The sequence below is a fragment of the Vibrio sp. 1288 genome, from assembly GCF_033344475.1.
The window spans coordinates 154,733-173,266 of the sequence record NZ_JAWPOX010000003.1; the positions used below are offsets into that span (position 1 = coordinate 154,733).

An 18,534-nucleotide genomic window follows, 5' to 3' on the forward strand; every position below is an offset into this window, starting at 1 on the left:
TATTGATACTACTTCATCAATCAGGAGATTACGGTGAGTCTAATTCCAAGAACGGAAAGAGCGGCATTTTTAATTCGGCCAACATCATACGGTCAATCCGTGCTTGGTGCGCCATTACTGTATTTTCCGGCTCAAGTCGAAAGTGCTTCGCGAGGTTTGATTTTGGCAGGCACTCACGGGGACGAGACGGCCTCGATTGCAGGTTTGTCCTGCGCGCTAAGAAGCTTGCCTGCTGAAAACTTACGACATGATGTGATTCTGTCAATGAATCCTGACGGCAACCAACTAGGCACACGCGCAAATGCAAACCAAGTGGATCTCAATCGCGCGTTTCCAACCCAAAATTGGACTGAGCATGGCACAGTGTATCGATGGAGCTCTCACACACCCGTTCGAGACGTACAGGTGAAAACTGGCACTAAAAACCAACTAGAGCCTGAAGTTAGCGCATTAATTAACTTGATTGAACTGCGCAAGCCAAAGTTTGTGGTGTCGTTTCATGAACCGCTTGCTTTTGTGGATGATCCCAAACATTCCGACCTTGCCAAATGGCTCGGCGAACAGTTCCAACTGCCAATCGTTGACGATATCGACTACGAAACACCCGGCTCATTCGGCACTTGGTGTAGTGAACGTGATTTACCTTGCATCACGTTGGAGTTACCAGCGATTTCTGCCGATCTCACCATTGAAAAACATCTCTCTGCTTTTATTGCTTTGCTGAGGCACGATCCGGATCTCTAGTCCGCTGTTAAACAAGCGATCATGTGAGGATCTGTTTGATGTCGGTACTGATATCGCTGATCAACTGACGGGCACTGTCGTCTCTTTGCTGAACCAAGATGATAAACAGCAAATCGGTGATCACGTTTTGCGCGGTACGCGAAGCAATGGATGAGCTGCGATGTTCCGTTTCATTGGCAATCGTATCAAACGTAATATCGGCAATACCGCGCAAGCGACTTCTTCCAGGCGCAGATAACGCAATCACCTTCGCGCCCTGCTCTTTTGCCGCTTCTGCCGCGACGAGAATTTCTTTGCGCTCACCCGAAAACGAGATAGCGATCTGAACATCTTCTGGAGAGAGCGTGCGGGCAACAGCAATCTGCACGTGGCTGTCTTGTTCAGAAAGCGCCGTAATACCAAGTTTAAGCAGTTTAAAGCTTAAATCCTTCGCGGTCAGTGCAGAGCCCCCAATCCCGACCACTTGCACTCGACGCGCTTCACTCAACCATTTCACCGCTTGGTGACACGCTTCGTAAGACAGCGTATTGGTAGTTTGAAACATAGCGTCGGTTTTCGCTTTCACCAGTTTCTGTGAAATTACCGCAATGGGGTCGTCAGCCAAAATATCACTGTGCAGCGGTGTCGACTGCATCGCATGCTTACGGCCAATCTCTTCATTCAGAGCTAACTTAAACTCGCTGTAACCTTTAAAGCCGATACGCTGAGTAAATTTCACAATGCTCGATTGACTCACTTTTACTTGCGCCGCAAGTTCTTGGCTGGTGAGCAGCGCCGCCTTTTCTGCGTTTTCAACAATCCAATCGCCGACCAAACGACCACTTTGCGAAAGCTGAGTACGCCTCGCGACTATCTTATTGATAACTGACACAACAAAAACCTCAAAAAATTTAAATAAATTATTCCAAAACAGAAATAATAGGCGTTTGATTTAACCCCCTGATTATTCTAACCAAGACAGTTAATCCCGGATGTAATAGACGTATATTTTCTCTCATTATTCCAAATTTCTCCTGCATAAAGAATAACCTCAAGTGTGATTTTTATCACCAAACCTGAATATTTTATTCCATAAAATCGCCCTCAGATTGAACATTACAAAGAGTGCAAAACATGAAAATTGATTTAAGCAGATTGGTGACAGAAAGCCGTAACCCAGCCAGTGCCGAGATCGATACGCTTTCGACAATCGAGATGCTGCAAGTCATTAATGAAGAGGATCAAAAAGTCCCGCTCGCGGTAAAAGCGGTGCTACCACAAATTGCAGAGACAGTTGACGCAATTACCCAAGCTTTTGCAAATGGTGGCCGTTTAATTTACATGGGAGCTGGTACGTCAGGTCGCTTAGGCATTCTTGATGCAAGCGAGTGTCCTCCTACCTACGGCACGCATCCAGATATGGTGATTGGCTTAATTGCTGGTGGACATCAAGCGATTTTAAAAGCGGTAGAAAACGCAGAAGACAACGCGAAAATGGGTCAAGACGACTTAAAAGCACTTCACCTCACCAAGCATGACGTGGTTGTAGGCATTGCAGCGAGTGGCCGTACACCTTATGTACTAGGTGGTTTGGACTACGCTAAATCCATCGGAGCCACGACCGCATCTATCGCCTGTAATCCAGAATGTGCCATGGCAGAAGCGGCCGACATCGCGATTCTGCCGATAGTTGGCGCAGAGGTTGTCACTGGATCTTCTCGCATGAAAGCTGGCACCGCACAAAAACTGGTGCTAAACATGCTCACGACAGGCGCAATGATTCGTAGCGGTAAGGTATTTGGCAACTTAATGGTGGATGTAGAAGCCACTAACGCCAAGCTCATACAACGCCAAACCAACATTGTTGTGGAAGCAACCGACGCATCAAAAGAAGAAGCAGAGCGAGCATTAAATGCCTGCGGTCGCCACTGCAAAACCGCCATCTTAATGATTTTGGCCGATTTGGATGCCGAACAAGCCAAATCACGCCTCGCCGCGCACAACGGCTTTATTCGCGCAGCACTAAATAATAACTAAATAATCCGAGTTCTGAAGGATAGACCCTATGGCAAAAATAACTTCAAACACAGTATCGCAGTTGCTGTCCGCAGTGGGTGGCAGTAGCAACGTAAGCAAATGTGGTAACTGTATGACGCGTTTGCGTTTATCGCTCGCCAACAATGGCTTGGCTGATCAATCAGTTATCAAGCAAATTCCCGGCGTAATGGGTGTGGTGGAAAGCGATGAGCAGTTTCAGATCATTCTCGGTCCCGGAAAAGCTCAACAAGCGGCTGAGATGATGAATCAATTGATCGACAGCTTAACCTCTGGTGACAGTGAAGAAGCAGATATGCCGCAACAAGATCTTTCTGCCGTCGCAGCCGAGCAGAAAAAACAGATGAAGAGTAAGCAAACCAGTGCGGTTCAGCGTTTTTTAAGCAAGTTTGCCACTATCTTTACGCCGTTGATCCCAGGCTTTATTGCCGCTGGTTTGTTGCTAGGTTTTGCGACGTTATTGGAACAGATGTTTGTTCTCGACCAGACACCAAGCCAGTTTATGTTGGATTTGATCGCCTACATGAAAGTCTTTGGTAAGGGTCTTTTTGCTTTCCTAAGTATTCTGATTGGTTGCAACGCGCAGCAAGCATTTGGCGGCTCTGGTGTTAATGGTGCCATTCTCGCCTCTTTGTTTGTGCTGGGTTACAACCCAGAGGCGACATCCGGCATTTACTCTGGCATGAACGAGTTTTTCGGCTTTGCGATTGATCCGCGCGGCAACATTATCGGCGTACTTTTGGCGGCGATCATCGGTGCGCAAGTCGAGCGTAAGGTTCGTCAACACATGCCAGATGATCTGGACATGATCTTAACGTCCGTTATCACTCTGTTGATCATGGGTGCGGTAACCTTCTTGATCATCATGCCAATCGGCGGCGAGCTGTTTAAAGGGATGTCTTGGTTGTTCCTCAACTTGAACGATAACCCATTAGGCGCTGCAATCTTGGCAGGTTTGTTCTTAATTTCTGTGGTATTTGGCATCCACCAGGGTTTTGTTCCAGTGTACTTTGCATTGATGGAAGCACAGGGCTTTAACTCGCTATTCCCTATCCTGGCGATGGCTGGTGGCGGTCAGGTTGGCGCGTCAATGGCGCTGTATTTCAAAGCCAAAAAAGACGCTCTACTGCGCACTCAAGTTAAAGGCGCTATTATTCCTGGCCTTCTAGGCATTGGCGAACCATTGATTTACGGCGTGACATTACCACGCGTAAAACCATTCGTTACCGCTTGTATTGGCGGCGCTGCGGGCGGCTTCTTTATCGGTTTAGTTTCTTACCTTGGCTTACCAGTTGGTCTTAATACGGTGTTTGGCCCGTCCGGTATCGTGGCGATTCCTCTCATGACATCAGAAAATGGCATCTTCCCGGGAATGATGGTGTTTGTTGCTGGCCTGCTTATCTCTTACATCGTCGGCTTCCTCGCGACTTACTTCTTTGGCTGCAAAGACGTCGATTTAAGCTAAATCATTCTTCCCCTATAGGAATGGACTAGCTCGCGTCCTTGGCAAACAAGGGCGCACCCTCTCTCTACTTCACGACAATTTTTCTTATTCCGTTACTCGGAAGGGGCTTTGTCGTACCTAAAACAATAGAAATGAAAGGTCGTTAATCATGAAAAAGCACATTTTGGCTCTACTTCTCCCTACATTGATGGCATCAAACGCAATGGCAGCGCAGCTGTATCAAGCGGAAGATGGGTCAGTTTTAAATATTTACTCTCGTCTTGGTTTCAATGTCACCAGTAAAAATGATGAGCATGGCGATGCAAATGGCGAGTTTGATGGCCGTATTGGTTTAAACGGTTCACAAACCATCAACGAGTACGCGTCGATCATCGGCCAAGCGCAATACCAAGTGGGTGCCGCTGAATACGCAAACCAAGTAAACGACAAACCGTCTCTGACCGCACGTTATGTATGGGCAGGTATTGATGCGAAAGATTATGGTCGCATTACTGGTGGTCGCGTGGCATCTGGGTTGATTATGTTTACCGACATTGGTGATGTGTTCGCCTCTTCCGATGTTTCTATGGCGCGCCAAGCGAATAAAGTCGACAAAACCGCAACGCAAGTTTTCCGTCAAGATGGCACGCTGCAATACCAAAACAGCCTAGGTAATGTCGATTTTTCTGTCGCGTACATTTTAGGAAACAACACTTCTGAGCTCGACTACGGTTACAACGCTGCACTGCGTTATACGCTAGACATGGGGAATTTGGGTACCTTGGCACCAGTGATAGCGATGCAGAAGAATAAAGGTGATGCACGTGAAAGCAACGACACCGATTACACATTCTGGGGCGCAGGTACGCGTTACTACCTAGGTGATTTGATGTTGGGTGCGTTGTACTCGGAAGATGAACTAGAGGGCTATTACTCACAAACCAGTACCGACAAAGTGATGGAACTAACGGCGGTTTACAGTGTAAATGACAAATGGGTACTGCGTGCTGGTTATCGTTCTTTAGAAAACAGTGATGGTGACGAGCTAGAGCTGAAAGATACAACGCTAGAAGTGCAATACAAACTGACGCCTCGTTCTTCTATCTACACAAACTACGTTGATCGTAACGGCTCGCGTGGCTACAGCAATGGACAAGAAGTCTCGTTTGGCGGTGCGCACGCAGACGAAAGCTACTACCACTTAGGTCTACGTTACGAGCTGTAAGCACGATACTTAATGTAAGTTAGCTGAATCCATGAGCTTCTTCTGTGTCCGGTCAGTAGTTATTGCCTTTAATGCTGATTTGAAGAAGCTCACCCTCGCCATATGTTTTCTTCGTTACCTGTTTTAACAAACACGCCTGCATCAGGGAAGCTGGTGACAGTGTTTTCGCATTCCTTTGCTTCCACAATTGTTGCTGAGTTTGTTGTCGCTATTCGCCGACAGAATATATGTTCCTAAAGTGATCAATGAACGCTCGCGTTCTTCTTGGTAAGTGCTCACGTTTTGGGTAAAGCAGATAAAGCGGCAAAATCGCATCCGTTTGCCATTCTGGCAGCAAACTCACGAGTTTTTCTTTTTGTGCAGGGTCGAGTTTAGCCAGTGCAAATTCATCTAACATGGCTACACCACAGCCAGCCAAAGTAGCATGCAACATGGACTGGACAAGATTAAAACTCAGCGTACTTTCTAACTCAATGCTGCACTGCTGTTGAGTTTGCTTATGCATAAACGTCCACTTATCTAACACCAAGTCGCGACTTTTATAAAGGATGTGCTCTAAGTCACCAAGCTCCTCTGGCGTACTTACATTTGGTTTATCAGCTAAATACGAGCGATGAGCGATCGGTTTACAGTGTAAAGTGCGTAGCTGATGGCCGACGTATCCCTCTGGGGGAGTATCGGTAAAGTAGAATGCGATATCAAACCCAGCCTCAATCAAGTCGAGAGGTGTCTCTGTGAAGATCACTTCGACGCTCACTTGTGGATGTTGCAATCGAAACTCGATCAATGTTTGGCTGAGTAACGCGGCTCCGAAAGAAGCGGACGCCGCTATTCTCAATTTTCCCGATACGATCTCGTTTGCCATGACTTGCTCATTGATCTGCTCAGCGCTTTCGAGCAGTTGCTTTACCTGCTGATAAAACCGCAAACCGTCGTAGGTCAAATTAAACTGGCGCGTAGTTCGCTGAATAAGCTGCACCGACAATATGTCTTCAAGCTGTTTAAGTTGCCGACTTACATGCGCATTCGAACAATTCAGTCGCTTTGCTGCACCAGCAATACTTCGTTCCTCACACAAAGCGACGTAAAGTGGTACGTAGCTGAGCCATTTTATTTCCATACAGTAATTCTGAATCTCTAAAATCAAACTACTGGAAATAATAGAAAGCCTCTAAACTCTGTACAACCTAAATTTGAAAGGATGAGTTATGAGTGTTTTCGACACGTGGTTAAAAGGTCAAGTCATTAAAGATCACATCACTAATCCCAATATCATCGTTGGCGATTACAGCTATTACTCGGGCTTCTATCATCAAAAAAGCTTCGAAGAGCAAGCGGTACGCTACTTGTTGGGTGACCCCGTCACACTTCAAGAATGGCAAAGTAGAGAACCCGATAGCATCGACAAATTAATCATTGGCAAGTTTTGTTCCATCGCTTCTGGAGCTACCTTCATGATGGCAGGAAACCAAGGTCATCGCATTGACTGGATTTCGACCTTCCCCTTCTCTCCTGAAGACTTCGGAGAAGGCGTACAAGACGGTTTCGAGCGTGCCGGAGACACGGTGGTGGGGAACGATGTTTGGATTGGCAGCGAGGCGATGATCATGCCCGGAGTAAAAATCGGTGACGGAGCCGTCATCGGAGCACGCACCGTAGTGACGAAAGACGTGCAACCTTATTCGGTAGTGGTTGGAAACAACCAAGTCGTCCGTCAACGATTCAGCGATAAAGAGATTGAAACTCTACTCAATATCCAATGGTGGAACTGGCCAATAGAACACATTAAACAAGCAATGAAAGTAATGTGTAGCAGCCAAGTCGGTGCGCTTGCGGACTACTATCAAGAGCACATTGTCGATTTGTAGATAAAAAAAGCCCACACATCTTGTTGCGACGTGTGGGCTCAGTGAGTAAGAAAGCTTAAACCGCAGCGACGTCCTCTTCTTCCAAGTTCGCCGAGACTTTAATTTCGTATTGATTGAAACGGAACGAACAACCGCCATGAGTGCGCTTTGTCGTTACTTGTTCGTCGCCAAACTGCACCGTCACGCGTGTGAAGACACGCTCTTTGGCTTCGACAATATTTTCTTCTAACGCGACTTCAAAGTCATGTTCCGTTTGTTCTAGCTTTTGCTTTATCGCTTCAAGCTGCTCGTTGTTTTGTGTTTTCATCACGTCAATCTGAGCTTGTTCTTCGTCGGTACGTTCGGCTTTAGGACGTTTCTTAAATTCGAGCTCTTTACGAATCACATCCATCGTGCCTTCTTGAGCGCGTTTGTATTGATCTTTGAGCTCAACTAATCGCTCCTTAAATGCAGAATAGCGCGCGAACGCTTCTACCTTAGTGGCGGTGTCGCCTTCTACGCCCAATTGTAAGCACACCACTTTGTCACCGACTTTTGCATCTCCGCCGCTGAGCGTACCGTTCCTACCGTTCGCATCCAGCACCGTCAGATTGCGCCCACAAACAATATCGTTATTCATGCTGTGCACCGCCAACTCAATATCTTCGCCAGCTTGCAAATCACAATATTGGGCGTAGCTGGCACGAATCGAACCTTTGGCTTTGACGTGACAACTCTTTGGCTGGCCATCACTCACGGTGTGGCCAATGATCCCTTTACCAACTTGAATGTCGTCTTGCGCTTGTACGTCAGCCGATTCAATGAAGCCGCCTACAGTAATAGAACCCGTCGCTTTAACAATCATGCCAGATTCAATGTTGCCACCGATAATCACATTCCCTTTGAATTTCACGTGGCCTGTATTCACGCCAACGCTATTGAGGCAGAGTGCGTTATCAACTTCGATGGTTTTGTCTTTAATCAGAGGCGTACCGGATACCGATGCAATCAATAGGTTTGGGTCTTGCTTGCTTATCTCGGTGCCCTTGCCTGGCTTCATTGGGCTGTCTTTTCCGGCTTGTGGAGGAATCACTCGCCCTTGAACAGTAAAACCAGGCGTACCTTTGGTCGCAGGCGTGCGGCGCATCACCTCATCGCCTACGTCAACCGCGATAGTTTCACCGAGGTTACGTAAATCAATTTTGTCGCTAGCAGATTGGCCGTCTTTGGGTTTGAGGATGCGTTTGGTGATGTCTTTAACAAGAGGAGTAAAAAGAGCGTCTTTGCCTTTGATAGGTTGCTTACCAACCGCTACAGGTTGAGAAAAAGTTTCGCCGGGTTTGAGCTGAGTGCTGACAACCAACACTTTCTTCAAAGCCAGTTTGTTGATGCCTTTCGAAACTCGCGCTTGAGCAAGGGCTTGAACAATCTCGGGGCCACGTAAACCTCGGCCTCCGTACGCGCCGACAACGTTCATACTGGCGAGCATGTCATTATTCGATAATTCAACCTCAACTTGCGCGTTGCGTTTTTCCGCAATGACGATGCCTTCGTAGGCCTCGGCTTTACGTTCTTTGGCGCAGTTAATGAATCTCACGACTTCCCCCTCAACAACAAACATCTTTTCAGCGTTCATTGCGACGAGCTGCTCGTTTAATTCATTTTGATTTAGCTCACCACCGAGGTCCACTTCTCCCGGAAGACGGGCTATCACCTTGGTCTTATCTTCAGATAACTCAAGACACAGCTTCCACATACCCTTACCACTTTGCTTCCCATCAACACTTTCAGTCTACCCAAATCCGTTTTCTGAACAAACCTCGCATTTCTTATTATAGGGCTCACGTCACTAAAGAAAGTAATCCATCAATAACGGTTAAACAGATATTAAGAGAGCATTTCGATTTAACCTAAAGCTCAATCAAAATACACGCCGAAATAAAAAGGAGCTGGATTTACAGTGTAAAATCAGCTCCTAATAATTTCATTTACAGTGTAAATTTCCCTTTAGTGTTTACAGTGTAAATCGTTCCAAATGTGTCTTACTTCGTCCCTTAACTGCTGCTCAACTTGCCTTCTTCCAGGTAAACCAAATTGCTGAGCACATTCAGTCCAACTACGGTTAAGAAAAAGCTTACTGATCATCAAGTCGGAAGCGGAGTTCAAACCTAAGTTAAGTAACCACTGCTGAAGCCAAGCAGACACGGACTCATAACTGTTACCACCATCAGCATAGCATTCAATTAGTAATAACTTAGCGGGATGAAGTGGACTCATTCCCAAAGGTTGCGGTAATAGAGCTCGAAAAATAGAGGCTTCTAATTTTGGATAGACGTCAGCCACATTGTTAGACAACATTTCTTCAAATAGCGCCTGAGATTCATCGACCCAAGCCGTCTGTTGGGAATCACAAGGTTTGACCATCAAGACTGAATAACAACCGCTAGCAGCATCGCGCATTGACCCTAAACGAATTGCACGGAAGTTCGATTGTAGCCAGAAATGGACCAACTCTTCCGTCGCACCGAAACTCGTGGATAAGTAAGCAATGTATTTAGCCGCCATTTGATCAAGTTGCTGCAGCATTTTTTGACCGATGCCTCTTCCTTGCAATTCCGGATGAACAGCAATTCTCATGACTCGCAGCGTCGATAGATTCGCGACATTCGGGAATCCTAGGTGGTTTGCAATCGTAATTGGGGCTAAGTGTCCTTTAGGACGACGCTTACCAAGCTGGATTTCTTCAATCAATTCATCGTCAAGGCCCCCCTCTTCGACCGCTAATATCACCCCCACAACCGCATTATCTTGCTTAGCAAAATAGAGCTGACTGTTGTCGTCTTGCAAAAGGTGAATCAAATCATTCGGCGAGGTCTGATAATGAGCATTCACCAAAAGAGCGAAGCACTCACGCAGCAAACTAGGCTGCGATATCAAATTTTTCTTATCGGCTTTAGAAAGGGAAATTGAGTCGACCTGTTTAAGTTGATGGTGCGTTAACTCCGCATCCAACAAAAACGCGTCATAGAGCCATGATTCAAGCGCATCATTCATGCTCCAGCGGATGGGCTGTGTCATGTGCCATGTTTTCATTCCCGAACGCTGTTTCTGAAGCCAATCAACAAATTTAATCGTAAAGCCCCGGCCACAACCTTCATAACCGTGAATAGTCGTAGAAAAAACGAGTCGATGATAATGTTCGGTAATGCTTTTGAGCATAGGAACTGGAATTGCAGCCGCTTCATCGACAAGTAACAAATCACATTCAGGTCGACTCAATAATAGTTCATCTGGAGCAATAAATTGAATGGCTCCCTGCCCTGATTCTAATCTGTCCTTCTTAATACGCTGTGCGCTAGGGAGTAAACGTAAAGCATGTTGGTAAACAGGCTCAACGGCTTTTATAGATGGTGCCGTAATTAAGATTCTAAGCGGCTTCTGCTGTAATAAGTTCGCACACGCAATTCCGAGGGCACTTGTTTTTCCACGTCCACGATCAGCGGTCAAAATTAATGGTCGCTTTCGATGTCCTGTCACCACCTTTTCAATTAGAGAAATGGCATGTTCTTGTTCCGTGTAGTGGCTTTCTTTTTCTGCTTGCTTGATGTCTGGAGCCGTTGGCAATGGTTTGTCTTGCTCAATAACAACGAGCTTCTCCCATTGTTTGTGCATCCATTGCTGAGCAAAATTCGCATTTTGTCGCAGCTCAGTAATGACAATAAGAAAACCGCCGCCAACCAATGAGCCAAGCGCGGCGGTAAAACTATTAGCGTCAAAGCCATTTCGAGCATCAAACAATAGAACGTCACACTCTCTGCCTAGCAACATGTGCCCTTGTTTAGACGAAACACTGGATACGTTTTTCAAACCAAAATCACCAACAGAAAACCAACGTTGATGGCGCTGCGTTTTATGGAACTCTGACATCAACGCATTTTGCCAAGAAGCCTCGCCTTGAATGACAACACCAATCCTTTGGAAAGATTGGTGAGCTTGATGTTGAAGTGATGAAAGGAAATCAGATTGTGTCTGCATTTTGTCTATCCAACGTTGAACTGACGTAATGGTATCACATCTTTAATTTGACGCTTCTCAGATATAAAAAAACCGCCCGGAGGCGGTTGATTCAATCATCATTTGTTATTGCAGTTTGGTTTGTACAAACGCAAGAATCTCTTCCATTAAGCTGTCGTCAACTTTCTTCAAGTTCAACGCCAGGCTGCTACCTTTTCGGCTATAGCTTGCTCGACCTTTAACTAAGTCGACTTTTTCCGTCTTCTTACCAGGTTTTGCTGGTGCAAGTTCAGTAATCCAATTTTCGATGCTTTCCGTGACTTCTTTTGTCAGACGAGCAACGCCTTGAGCTGTGCTTCGCTGCCATAAGAATCCTTCGCTAGAGCGACATTTATCTAACAGCTCTTGCTGTTGCTCTGGCGTTAGCGTTGAAAACTGTTTGTGCAGTTTCACGATTGTTGGGCGACCGAGATCGCCAACATTCGGATACGCTTGAAGCAGTTCTAACGGTAATGCTGCGGCTTTTAAAGCGCCACTTACCAACGCTTCACTGCACTGGAACATTTTTGCCAATGCTTTCTGATCCTCAGCTTCACCACTATCAAGCTTAGCTTGCATCTCTTTCCCTTTTTCGTATAAAGAGAGCGGCTTGTGAGCATTTGCCACATCAGACAAAAACTTAGCATGGTCAGTATTGATGTTGTCAGCAACATAAACCAAAAAATCTTGTTCAGCGAGGATACAAGACATGCGACGACGGCTACCATCTAAAACTTCGATCTTGCCATCTTCAGTTCTACGACCCACAGCTGGATATTGTTGGCCACGCTCTTTGAGTGTGACCAAAACATCAGATAAAGCATGTTCGTTTAAAAACGATTGCTCACGAGCGTTATCAACAAATACTGTTGTTTCTGTCGCAACTTTATTTGCAGGAATACGCACAAGTTCAAACTGAACAATATTTTCACCTGCAACTGCTAGTTCAATCGTTTGAGCTTTCTCTTTTGCCGCAGTTTGCGCCTCTTGCGGAGTCACAACACGACGCTTATTCGTTTTGCCAAATAATTTCGCGTTTAATTCAGACGTTTTCAAAGCCATTTACTTATTACCCCTGATTCAATGACGGCCAATTAGAGTGCAGCACACGCTCTAATTCCAGTGCGCTTTTATGAACAGCGTCTTGCGCGGTGGCTAGTGTCTTCTTACCGCCTTCAAAATCGCTTACTGTCAGATCAAATACTGTGCTGTAGGTATCGGCACAGGTTTCAAACGCACGGCTACGAGGAATAGTAGCCATCATAACTTGGTCACCTAGAAGATAGTTCATTTCAGTTAAAACAGAAACTTGCTTCTTATTGTCGTCCTCAAACATGGTTGGCATCAAGCGAACAAACTCAAGACCATTCCAGTCCTCCGGGAACATTTCATATACCGTAGGCAAATGCTGGAAGAAGTTTACTGTTGAAGCCCAGTCCAGACGCTTAGCGGCACAAGGAATTAGCAAGGCATTTGATGCATACATTGCATTCCATACTAATGGGTCAACGTGTGGACCGGTATCAATCATAATGATATCGAAGTCATCAGCAATTTTATCAATCAGTTGCTCTTTCAGCAGACGGACGATATCGAGTGATGGGTCTTCAGATAGCGTTTGCCATGCTTCCGCATTAAACATCGCGTCTTCTGGAAACGCTGAAATCGACTTTAAGTTCGGATATTGCGTTGGCAGCAATACGTTTTTACGTAAAAATTCACTGTCAATTTCCACACCATCAGGCACGTTACCCAACATAATGTCTACCGCAGAATAGATATTATCATGCTCTGCCATGCTGATTTGCGGGTTGAGGAATAAACGTAGCGAGCCTTGTGGGTCTAAGTCGATTAAACAAATACGGTATCGTTTATCCAAATTTAGCGCTAAACATGCCGCTAAATGAACCGCGGTCATTGATTTACCTGTACCGCCCTTTTGGTTCTGCACATTAATAATCCAAGGTTTGTTACCTGAATTCTTTTTACGCTCATGAAATTTAGGCACTTCAGCCGCATCCATGAGCATGTGTGCTTCTTCTAACGTAATTGAATAATGATTCGCGTTGTTTTTGGTAAATTGATGCCCAGCGGCTTCCATTTTACCAATCGCGTCGTCGAGCTTACGGCGAGTTAGACCAGAACGGGTTTCCATCATCGCTTTCGACATTGGTGGGAAGTAGTTATCGCTTCGCTCTTCTAAAACAATTTCAATACGGTCAGCTTGAACCTGCTGAGTCAGCTCCGCTAACTCAAGAAGGTTTTCAATCGTTTTTTCTCTTTTCATGCCAAATTCCGTTGGAAGGATTTATAATTGCAATTGTACAGCAGTAAAGACCAAAAACAACAAAAAGGTGCACGAACATTTTGAATTACCATCACATAAAAAAACACCCAAATCGACGCTTTTATGATTTATGGTCAAAAAGATAACTATTTTTAATCAAATAATCTTCTCATAAGTGGACACCTAAACTTAAAAATAAAAAGTGTTACAGCGTCACTCATTTACAATGTAAATCAATTTTCTACCGGAACGATTATAATCTTAAGCTAAATTACGGATTATGTTAGACCAACCTAATTTAAACGAAAAATAGTAAGTAATATCGGAACAATAAAGACCTGAACACCTTGATCATGTCTCCGAGCAAAATAGGGCAGTTCCAGCGAAACATCTATGGAAGTATGATCAAGGTATGCTTATGATCATGCTTCCGTGTTAATAAACAAATCCGAAAGCATGATCATGGAAAAATAGAGCAGAGTACGGTGTAAACACTCAAATAAAATAAGATCCATTAATCGGAAATATGATCAAGCCTTAGAATCTCTCGGAAGCATGAGTTTTCTTCTCTGATTTACGGTTGAGTGCAGACAGAATGGGGGATTGAGCAGAAATTGACGGTATAGAAGCCGGAACAATGAAATTGCTCAAGTTGCTATGATAAATCACGCTCTCATGATCATGCTTCCTGTAAATAAGCAGAGACTAGGATTTACTTCTAAATATGAGCGACTTGAATGTATTTTAATCAGATGAGTGATATCTCATCAATATGGACGCCAGAACGATAGATATATTGGCTCTTGATCATCGATCCGAGTATAAATAACATCACCAATGCACGATATAATCATCGTGAAGATCATTATTAAATACTGCATCTGTGGATAACCTGTAAAAACATCATGATCATCGTTTCAAGACTCTTTTGATCATCTTTTCATAACCTTAATGATCATGCTTACGAATAAATATGATCATGCTTTCAGGTTATTGTTGATCATACTTTCAGACTTCTTATGATCATAGTTCCGAAATACATGGAAGCAATAGTCTTATAGAACAAAAGCTTAGCGAAAAATTTCAAGCCAGATCATTAGATCATATAATCAATTAAGATCAGATTAATCAAAAAGATCAGTTATTTAAAAAACAATCTTTTTTCTTTATTTATGATCTGTTTTTCTTTATTCTTCGGAACCATAGCACAACTACGGCTAGTGTGATCTGGATCTAAAATGACGGCTGATGAAAAAATTCTGATTAAAGCACCGAGAAGCCACAAAGATGGCCATCTTTTTGAGGTACATGAATCCTCTGCGGATTGGGTAGAGCAGTACCAACATTTCAAAGGGGTGACCAAAAGCATCTTAGAGTTGCTTAATCTGATCTCATTACGAGGCTTCAGCAGCAAGGATGGTTTGGTTTCAACCACTGAGATTGTGGAAGCAACAGATGGGCAACTCACACGCGCAGCCCTGCAACAACGTTTGCGCGCGGCAGTAAATATTGGTTTATTTACTCAAACTCCAGTGCGTTTTGAAGAGGGACTTGCTGGTAAAACGATGCTACATAAATTTGTGAATCCCAATCAGCTTATATCTGTGTTGGGAGCAACAAGTCTTGTTACCGACAAAGTTCGCCAGAACGAGAAACAAAAACGTTCGAAAGCATTGGCTCAGACTCAAGTAAACAAACGTTTGTTGAATGAGCACGGGTTAAACACACCTCCCACGATGAAAGATGAAGCCGATCAATTTGTTGTATCTCCAACAAATTGGGCTGGGATCATTGATCAAGCACTTGCGCCACCAAGAACTCGAAAAAGTTATCAGAAATCCATGGTGTCGATCTCTGGCACAAAAGCCGTTATCGAGACGCGATCATCCAAAAATATCATGACTGTGGATGATCTCATGACCCTGTTCGCTCTCTTCACGTTAACGGTTCAGTATCATGATCATCACAAAGATCAGTATCAGCTTGATGCGGCTCACGTACCAAACAAAACGCCGCTATACATCACTGATATTTTGTCGCTCAGAGGCAAAAAAGACAGTGGGCCAGCTCGTGATTCCATTCGCGATAGCATTGATCGCATTGAATTCACTGATTTTCAGCTCCATGAACTTACTGGACGTTGGCTAAGTGAAAACATGCCAGAGGGCTTCAAAAGTGATCGTTTTCGTTTTCTTGCACGAACCATCACAGCCTCTGAAGAGGCACCAGTGGAGGGTAGCGATGGTGAAATTCGTATCAAGCCAAACTTATATATTTTAGTTTGGGAACCTTCGTTTTATGAAGAGCTGTTAACACGCGATTATTTCTTCTTGTTTCCGCCAGAGATCTTGAAACAACATACGTTGGTGTTTCAACTGTACTCTTTCTTCCGTAGTCGCATGGTTCGTCGTCACACGGATTGCATGCTACTGAGTGAGTTAAATCAGAAGCTTGCACGTAACATTGAATGGCGTCGGTTCTCCATGGATCTGATCCGTGAGCTGAAACGCTTGTCAGACGGCAAAGGGACAGACGATCTTTTTGTGGTGAACTTATGGGGCTATCACTTAACGATCGAAACTATGATCGAGAATGATAAAGTGATGGATTACCAGATCGACATCAAATGTGACGTCGAAGAGGTACTGCGTTACTCACGTGCTCGTACAACCAACGCAGGCAAGCGCAACATGGCGCCTACGCTGCCAAACCCGCTTCGTAATGAGATGGTAACCCGACAGCAGCTTGAGGAGCTCTCAGGCATCATAGACGGCGAATTTGAGCCCATTCAACGCAAAGCACCGTCTCCAAGAGGAAATTTAGGGCGACGCGTGAAGCAAAGAAAACATTTGGTAGAGATCAATGCTGATGAGATCACCATTACTCTATCTAAATATACCTCACCAGAGGCTCTAGAACGCAGTATAACGGCTTTGTCTGCGATGACAGGGCACTCGTATGCCTCAATCAAAGAAGAGTGCTCAGATTACATAGAGAAGCTCGATTGGCTAAGGGTAGGGGATGAGCCGATTCCTTATGAGACATTAAGTAAAACCGTCGAGCTGTTTAACACCCAGAACGATGTTAAGCATCTTACCATCGAGCGACTGATTGCGGGGTTAGCGGTGCGTCGGAAAGTTTGTCGTCAAATCTTCGATGGTCACATGGATGAAATGGTATTTCGTGCCTTGGATGAAATGGCGATTTAAAAGTGTCGCTTGATGTGTATCAAGCTATAGGTGTGATGTATCGGTTTGAAATGTAACAATGTCTTTCGATGATAAAAAACAGACTTAACTCTTACAAACCACTGACATTAGAAGCTAAGCCTAATACTACTATTTATCCCGAATAGACAACCTTTTGTCCTTTCTGATGATTAATAGATTGGCTCATATTGTTACATTCATTCTGAATAGACTTCGCGAGTTTCTCCTCAGGAAACTCGCTTTTTTTTGCCTAAAATTCCGCTAATTAAGCCTTGATCATTTTTCCGGACTAATGAGGTAAACCTTGATCATGCTTCTTGGGTTCATTCCAATGTAATGAACGCATCAACGCAACATGTGATTCGATTAAGCTATGGGCTTGTTCCTGCCACTTGTTTTGATCACACTGCTGATTACAAAACTCTAAAGCCACAACGGTGAGATGCTGAAGTCGTCTCAAACACCAATCTTTGATCAGAATATCAGTCGAGACTTGGCATGCTGCTTGTTCAAGCTTTGCACTCGTATAAAGCAAGGTTTGATATGCTTTCTGAGGGTCTTGGTACCTTGCATGTTGAAACACGCGTAAACATCCATCCAACCAGCAAGCAATCGCTTTACTTTGAAGATCACTCAATTCGGGTCCAAACACGTCATCAGGCACCTGATATAAGATCGTTTCCAATTTTTCTACTTGATCATGTTTCCGCTGTTCGTACCACATGGCGATTTGATCTTGCCAAGTACTCAAATCCATTACGCTGCCTCAGTCCATTGTTTTACATAGTGATTTGGCCCTATTTGATCAAATTCGTCGACAATTATGCTGCTACGTTGACGAATTTCATCGGCATCTATCGAATAGTTTGGCTCATTTTTCACTAAGTTACCAAAAGGTAAGTCAGGATCAGGAACGGCAGAAATCAACAGCTTAGTATAAGGATGCTGCGGATTCTTAAGTATTGAATGAGTGTCGCCCCATTCAACGATTTGCCCTTTGTACATTACTGCGGTTTCTTCCGCGATGTAGTGCGCAGTCGCCAGATCATGAGTGATGTATAAAAAACCAATTCCCAGTTCTTGCTTCATTCGTTGCATTAAATTCAACACTCCCAAGCGAATAGAAACATCCAGCATAGACGTAGGCTCATCCGCAAGAATGATTTGCGAACCTACCGCTAAAGCCCTTGCTAAGTTTACTCGCTGACGTTGCCCACCACTGAGTTCGTGAGGGAACTTATTCAATGTCTCTTCAGGTAGTTCCACCAGCTTTAGGAGCTCTTCCAAGCGGGCTGGGATGTCGCGCTCGTTTTTGACTTGTTTATGAATTTTTAAAGGACGTGTTAGGTGATGGCGAATGGTATGAGTTGGATTGAGAGAGCCAAACGGGTCTTGAAACACCATTTGTACTTTACTGCGATATTCTTGTAGAGCCGATCGTGACGTGATCTCATTTATGTCAGTGCCATTGAAAAGGATCTCGCCTTCCGTTGCAGGATAGACTTTGGTTATTAAGCGAGCGCAAGTACTCTTACCGCAGCCTGACTCTCCAACCAAAGCCAAGGTTTTTCCTGCGTACAGATCAAAAGTCACTCCTTGAAGCGCACGAAAGGTTTCCTCTTTCGCTAAACCACCGCCCACTTTGAATTCTTTAATCACATTTTTCATTTGGATGATAGGCTGGCTCATGG

General features: G+C 44.6%; 14 protein-coding genes. 6 read left to right on the forward strand and 8 right to left on the reverse strand.

What is annotated here, in order from left to right:
* Positions 1–33: 33 nt before the first annotated feature.
* A complete protein-coding gene (mpaA, locus tag R8O11_RS03600) occupies positions 34–744 on the forward strand; it encodes a murein tripeptide amidase MpaA (RefSeq protein ID WP_033907251.1) in 711 nt (236 codons plus the stop codon).
* A 19-nt stretch (positions 745–763) separates the two neighbouring features.
* Here the strand turns inward: mpaA and R8O11_RS03605 are convergent, their stop codons facing one another.
* On the reverse strand, positions 764–1,615 hold the full coding sequence (locus R8O11_RS03605) for a MurR/RpiR family transcriptional regulator (protein WP_033907250.1): 852 nt from the start codon (positions 1,613–1,615) through the stop codon (positions 764–766).
* Between the two features lie 242 nt (positions 1,616–1,857).
* Between R8O11_RS03605 and murQ the strand changes: the two genes are divergently transcribed.
* The 3 genes from murQ to R8O11_RS03620 all read left to right on the forward strand — a co-directional run bounded on the left by murQ (position 1,858) and on the right by R8O11_RS03620 (position 5,447).
* A complete protein-coding gene (gene murQ, locus R8O11_RS03610; RefSeq protein ID WP_017635657.1) occupies positions 1,858–2,760 on the forward strand; it encodes an N-acetylmuramic acid 6-phosphate etherase in 903 nt (300 codons plus the stop codon).
* 28 nt (positions 2,761–2,788) lie between these two features.
* The gene (gene murP, locus R8O11_RS03615; RefSeq protein ID WP_033907248.1) at positions 2,789–4,243 is read left to right on the forward strand and encodes a PTS N-acetylmuramic acid transporter subunit IIBC; all 1,455 of its coding nucleotides are present in this window, start codon (positions 2,789–2,791) and stop codon (positions 4,241–4,243) included.
* Between the two features lie 148 nt (positions 4,244–4,391).
* The gene (locus tag R8O11_RS03620) at positions 4,392–5,447 is read left to right on the forward strand and encodes a porin (RefSeq protein WP_033907247.1); all 1,056 of its coding nucleotides are present in this window, start codon (positions 4,392–4,394) and stop codon (positions 5,445–5,447) included.
* Between the two features lie 208 nt (positions 5,448–5,655).
* On the opposite strand, the gene R8O11_RS03625 is transcribed toward R8O11_RS03620, so the two are convergent.
* Entirely contained in the window at positions 5,656–6,567 is a 912-nt protein-coding gene (locus R8O11_RS03625) for a LysR family transcriptional regulator (protein WP_318193920.1), read from the reverse strand.
* A gap of 88 nt (positions 6,568–6,655) precedes the next feature.
* Here R8O11_RS03625 and catC point away from each other — a divergent pair, with 88 nt between their 5' ends.
* Positions 6,656–7,315, forward strand: coding sequence for a type C chloramphenicol O-acetyltransferase (catC, locus tag R8O11_RS03630; RefSeq protein ID WP_318193921.1), 660 nt, complete (start codon positions 6,656–6,658; stop codon positions 7,313–7,315).
* Between the two features lie 55 nt (positions 7,316–7,370).
* Here catC and R8O11_RS03635 read toward each other — a convergent pair whose 3' ends face one another.
* The 4 genes from R8O11_RS03635 to R8O11_RS03650 all read right to left on the reverse strand — a co-directional run bounded on the left by R8O11_RS03635 (position 7,371) and on the right by R8O11_RS03650 (position 13,634).
* Complete coding sequence (locus R8O11_RS03635; RefSeq protein WP_064369548.1) at positions 7,371–9,050, reverse strand: DUF342 domain-containing protein; 1,680 nt, start codon at positions 9,048–9,050, stop codon at positions 7,371–7,373.
* 251 nt (positions 9,051–9,301) lie between these two features.
* Complete coding sequence (locus tag R8O11_RS03640) at positions 9,302–11,329, reverse strand: tRNA(Met) cytidine acetyltransferase TmcA (protein WP_213895633.1); 2,028 nt, start codon at positions 11,327–11,329, stop codon at positions 9,302–9,304.
* 105 nt (positions 11,330–11,434) lie between these two features.
* The gene (locus R8O11_RS03645; protein ID WP_005374504.1) at positions 11,435–12,409 is read right to left on the reverse strand and encodes a ParB/RepB/Spo0J family partition protein; all 975 of its coding nucleotides are present in this window, start codon (positions 12,407–12,409) and stop codon (positions 11,435–11,437) included.
* 7 nt (positions 12,410–12,416) lie between these two features.
* Entirely contained in the window at positions 12,417–13,634 is a 1,218-nt protein-coding gene (locus tag R8O11_RS03650) for an AAA family ATPase (RefSeq protein WP_005374503.1), read from the reverse strand.
* 1,238 nt (positions 13,635–14,872) lie between these two features.
* Here R8O11_RS03650 and R8O11_RS03655 point away from each other — a divergent pair.
* Complete coding sequence (locus R8O11_RS03655; RefSeq protein ID WP_005374502.1) at positions 14,873–16,843, forward strand: replication initiator protein RctB domain-containing protein; 1,971 nt, start codon at positions 14,873–14,875, stop codon at positions 16,841–16,843.
* 289 nt (positions 16,844–17,132) lie between these two features.
* Here the strand turns inward: R8O11_RS03655 and R8O11_RS03660 are convergent, their stop codons facing one another.
* Complete coding sequence (locus R8O11_RS03660) at positions 17,133–17,600, reverse strand: hypothetical protein (protein WP_005374501.1); 468 nt, start codon at positions 17,598–17,600, stop codon at positions 17,133–17,135.
* A complete protein-coding gene (locus tag R8O11_RS03665; protein ID WP_017821873.1) occupies positions 17,600–18,532 on the reverse strand; it encodes an ATP-binding cassette domain-containing protein in 933 nt (310 codons plus the stop codon). The genes R8O11_RS03660 and R8O11_RS03665 overlap by 1 nt, the downstream gene beginning before the upstream one ends.
* Positions 18,533–18,534: the final 2 nt, after the last annotated feature.

Excerpts from the sequence above, each read along its gene's own strand:
- R8O11_RS03660 (WP_005374501.1), bottom strand. The coding sequence starts at position 17,600 with ATGGATTTGAGTACTTGGCAAGATCAAATCGCCATGTGGTACGAACAG.
- R8O11_RS03640 (WP_213895633.1), bottom strand. The coding sequence starts at position 11,329 with ATGCAGACACAATCTGATTTCCTTTCATCACTTCAACATCAAGCTCAC.
- catC (WP_318193921.1), top strand. The coding sequence starts at position 6,656 with ATGAGTGTTTTCGACACGTGGTTAAAAGGTCAAGTCATTAAAGATCAC.
- R8O11_RS03645 (WP_005374504.1), bottom strand. The coding sequence starts at position 12,409 with ATGGCTTTGAAAACGTCTGAATTAAACGCGAAATTATTTGGCAAAACG.
- murP (WP_033907248.1), top strand. The coding sequence starts at position 2,789 with ATGGCAAAAATAACTTCAAACACAGTATCGCAGTTGCTGTCCGCAGTG.
- R8O11_RS03650 (WP_005374503.1), bottom strand. The coding sequence starts at position 13,634 with ATGAAAAGAGAAAAAACGATTGAAAACCTTCTTGAGTTAGCGGAGCTG.
- murQ (WP_017635657.1), top strand. The coding sequence starts at position 1,858 with ATGAAAATTGATTTAAGCAGATTGGTGACAGAAAGCCGTAACCCAGCC.
- R8O11_RS03625 (WP_318193920.1), bottom strand. The coding sequence starts at position 6,567 with ATGGAAATAAAATGGCTCAGCTACGTACCACTTTACGTCGCTTTGTGT.
- R8O11_RS03665 (WP_017821873.1), bottom strand. The coding sequence starts at position 18,532 with ATGAGCCAGCCTATCATCCAAATGAAAAATGTGATTAAAGAATTCAAA.
- R8O11_RS03620 (WP_033907247.1), top strand. The coding sequence starts at position 4,392 with ATGAAAAAGCACATTTTGGCTCTACTTCTCCCTACATTGATGGCATCA.
- R8O11_RS03655 (WP_005374502.1), top strand. The coding sequence starts at position 14,873 with ATGACGGCTGATGAAAAAATTCTGATTAAAGCACCGAGAAGCCACAAA.
- R8O11_RS03635 (WP_064369548.1), bottom strand. The coding sequence starts at position 9,050 with ATGTGGAAGCTGTGTCTTGAGTTATCTGAAGATAAGACCAAGGTGATA.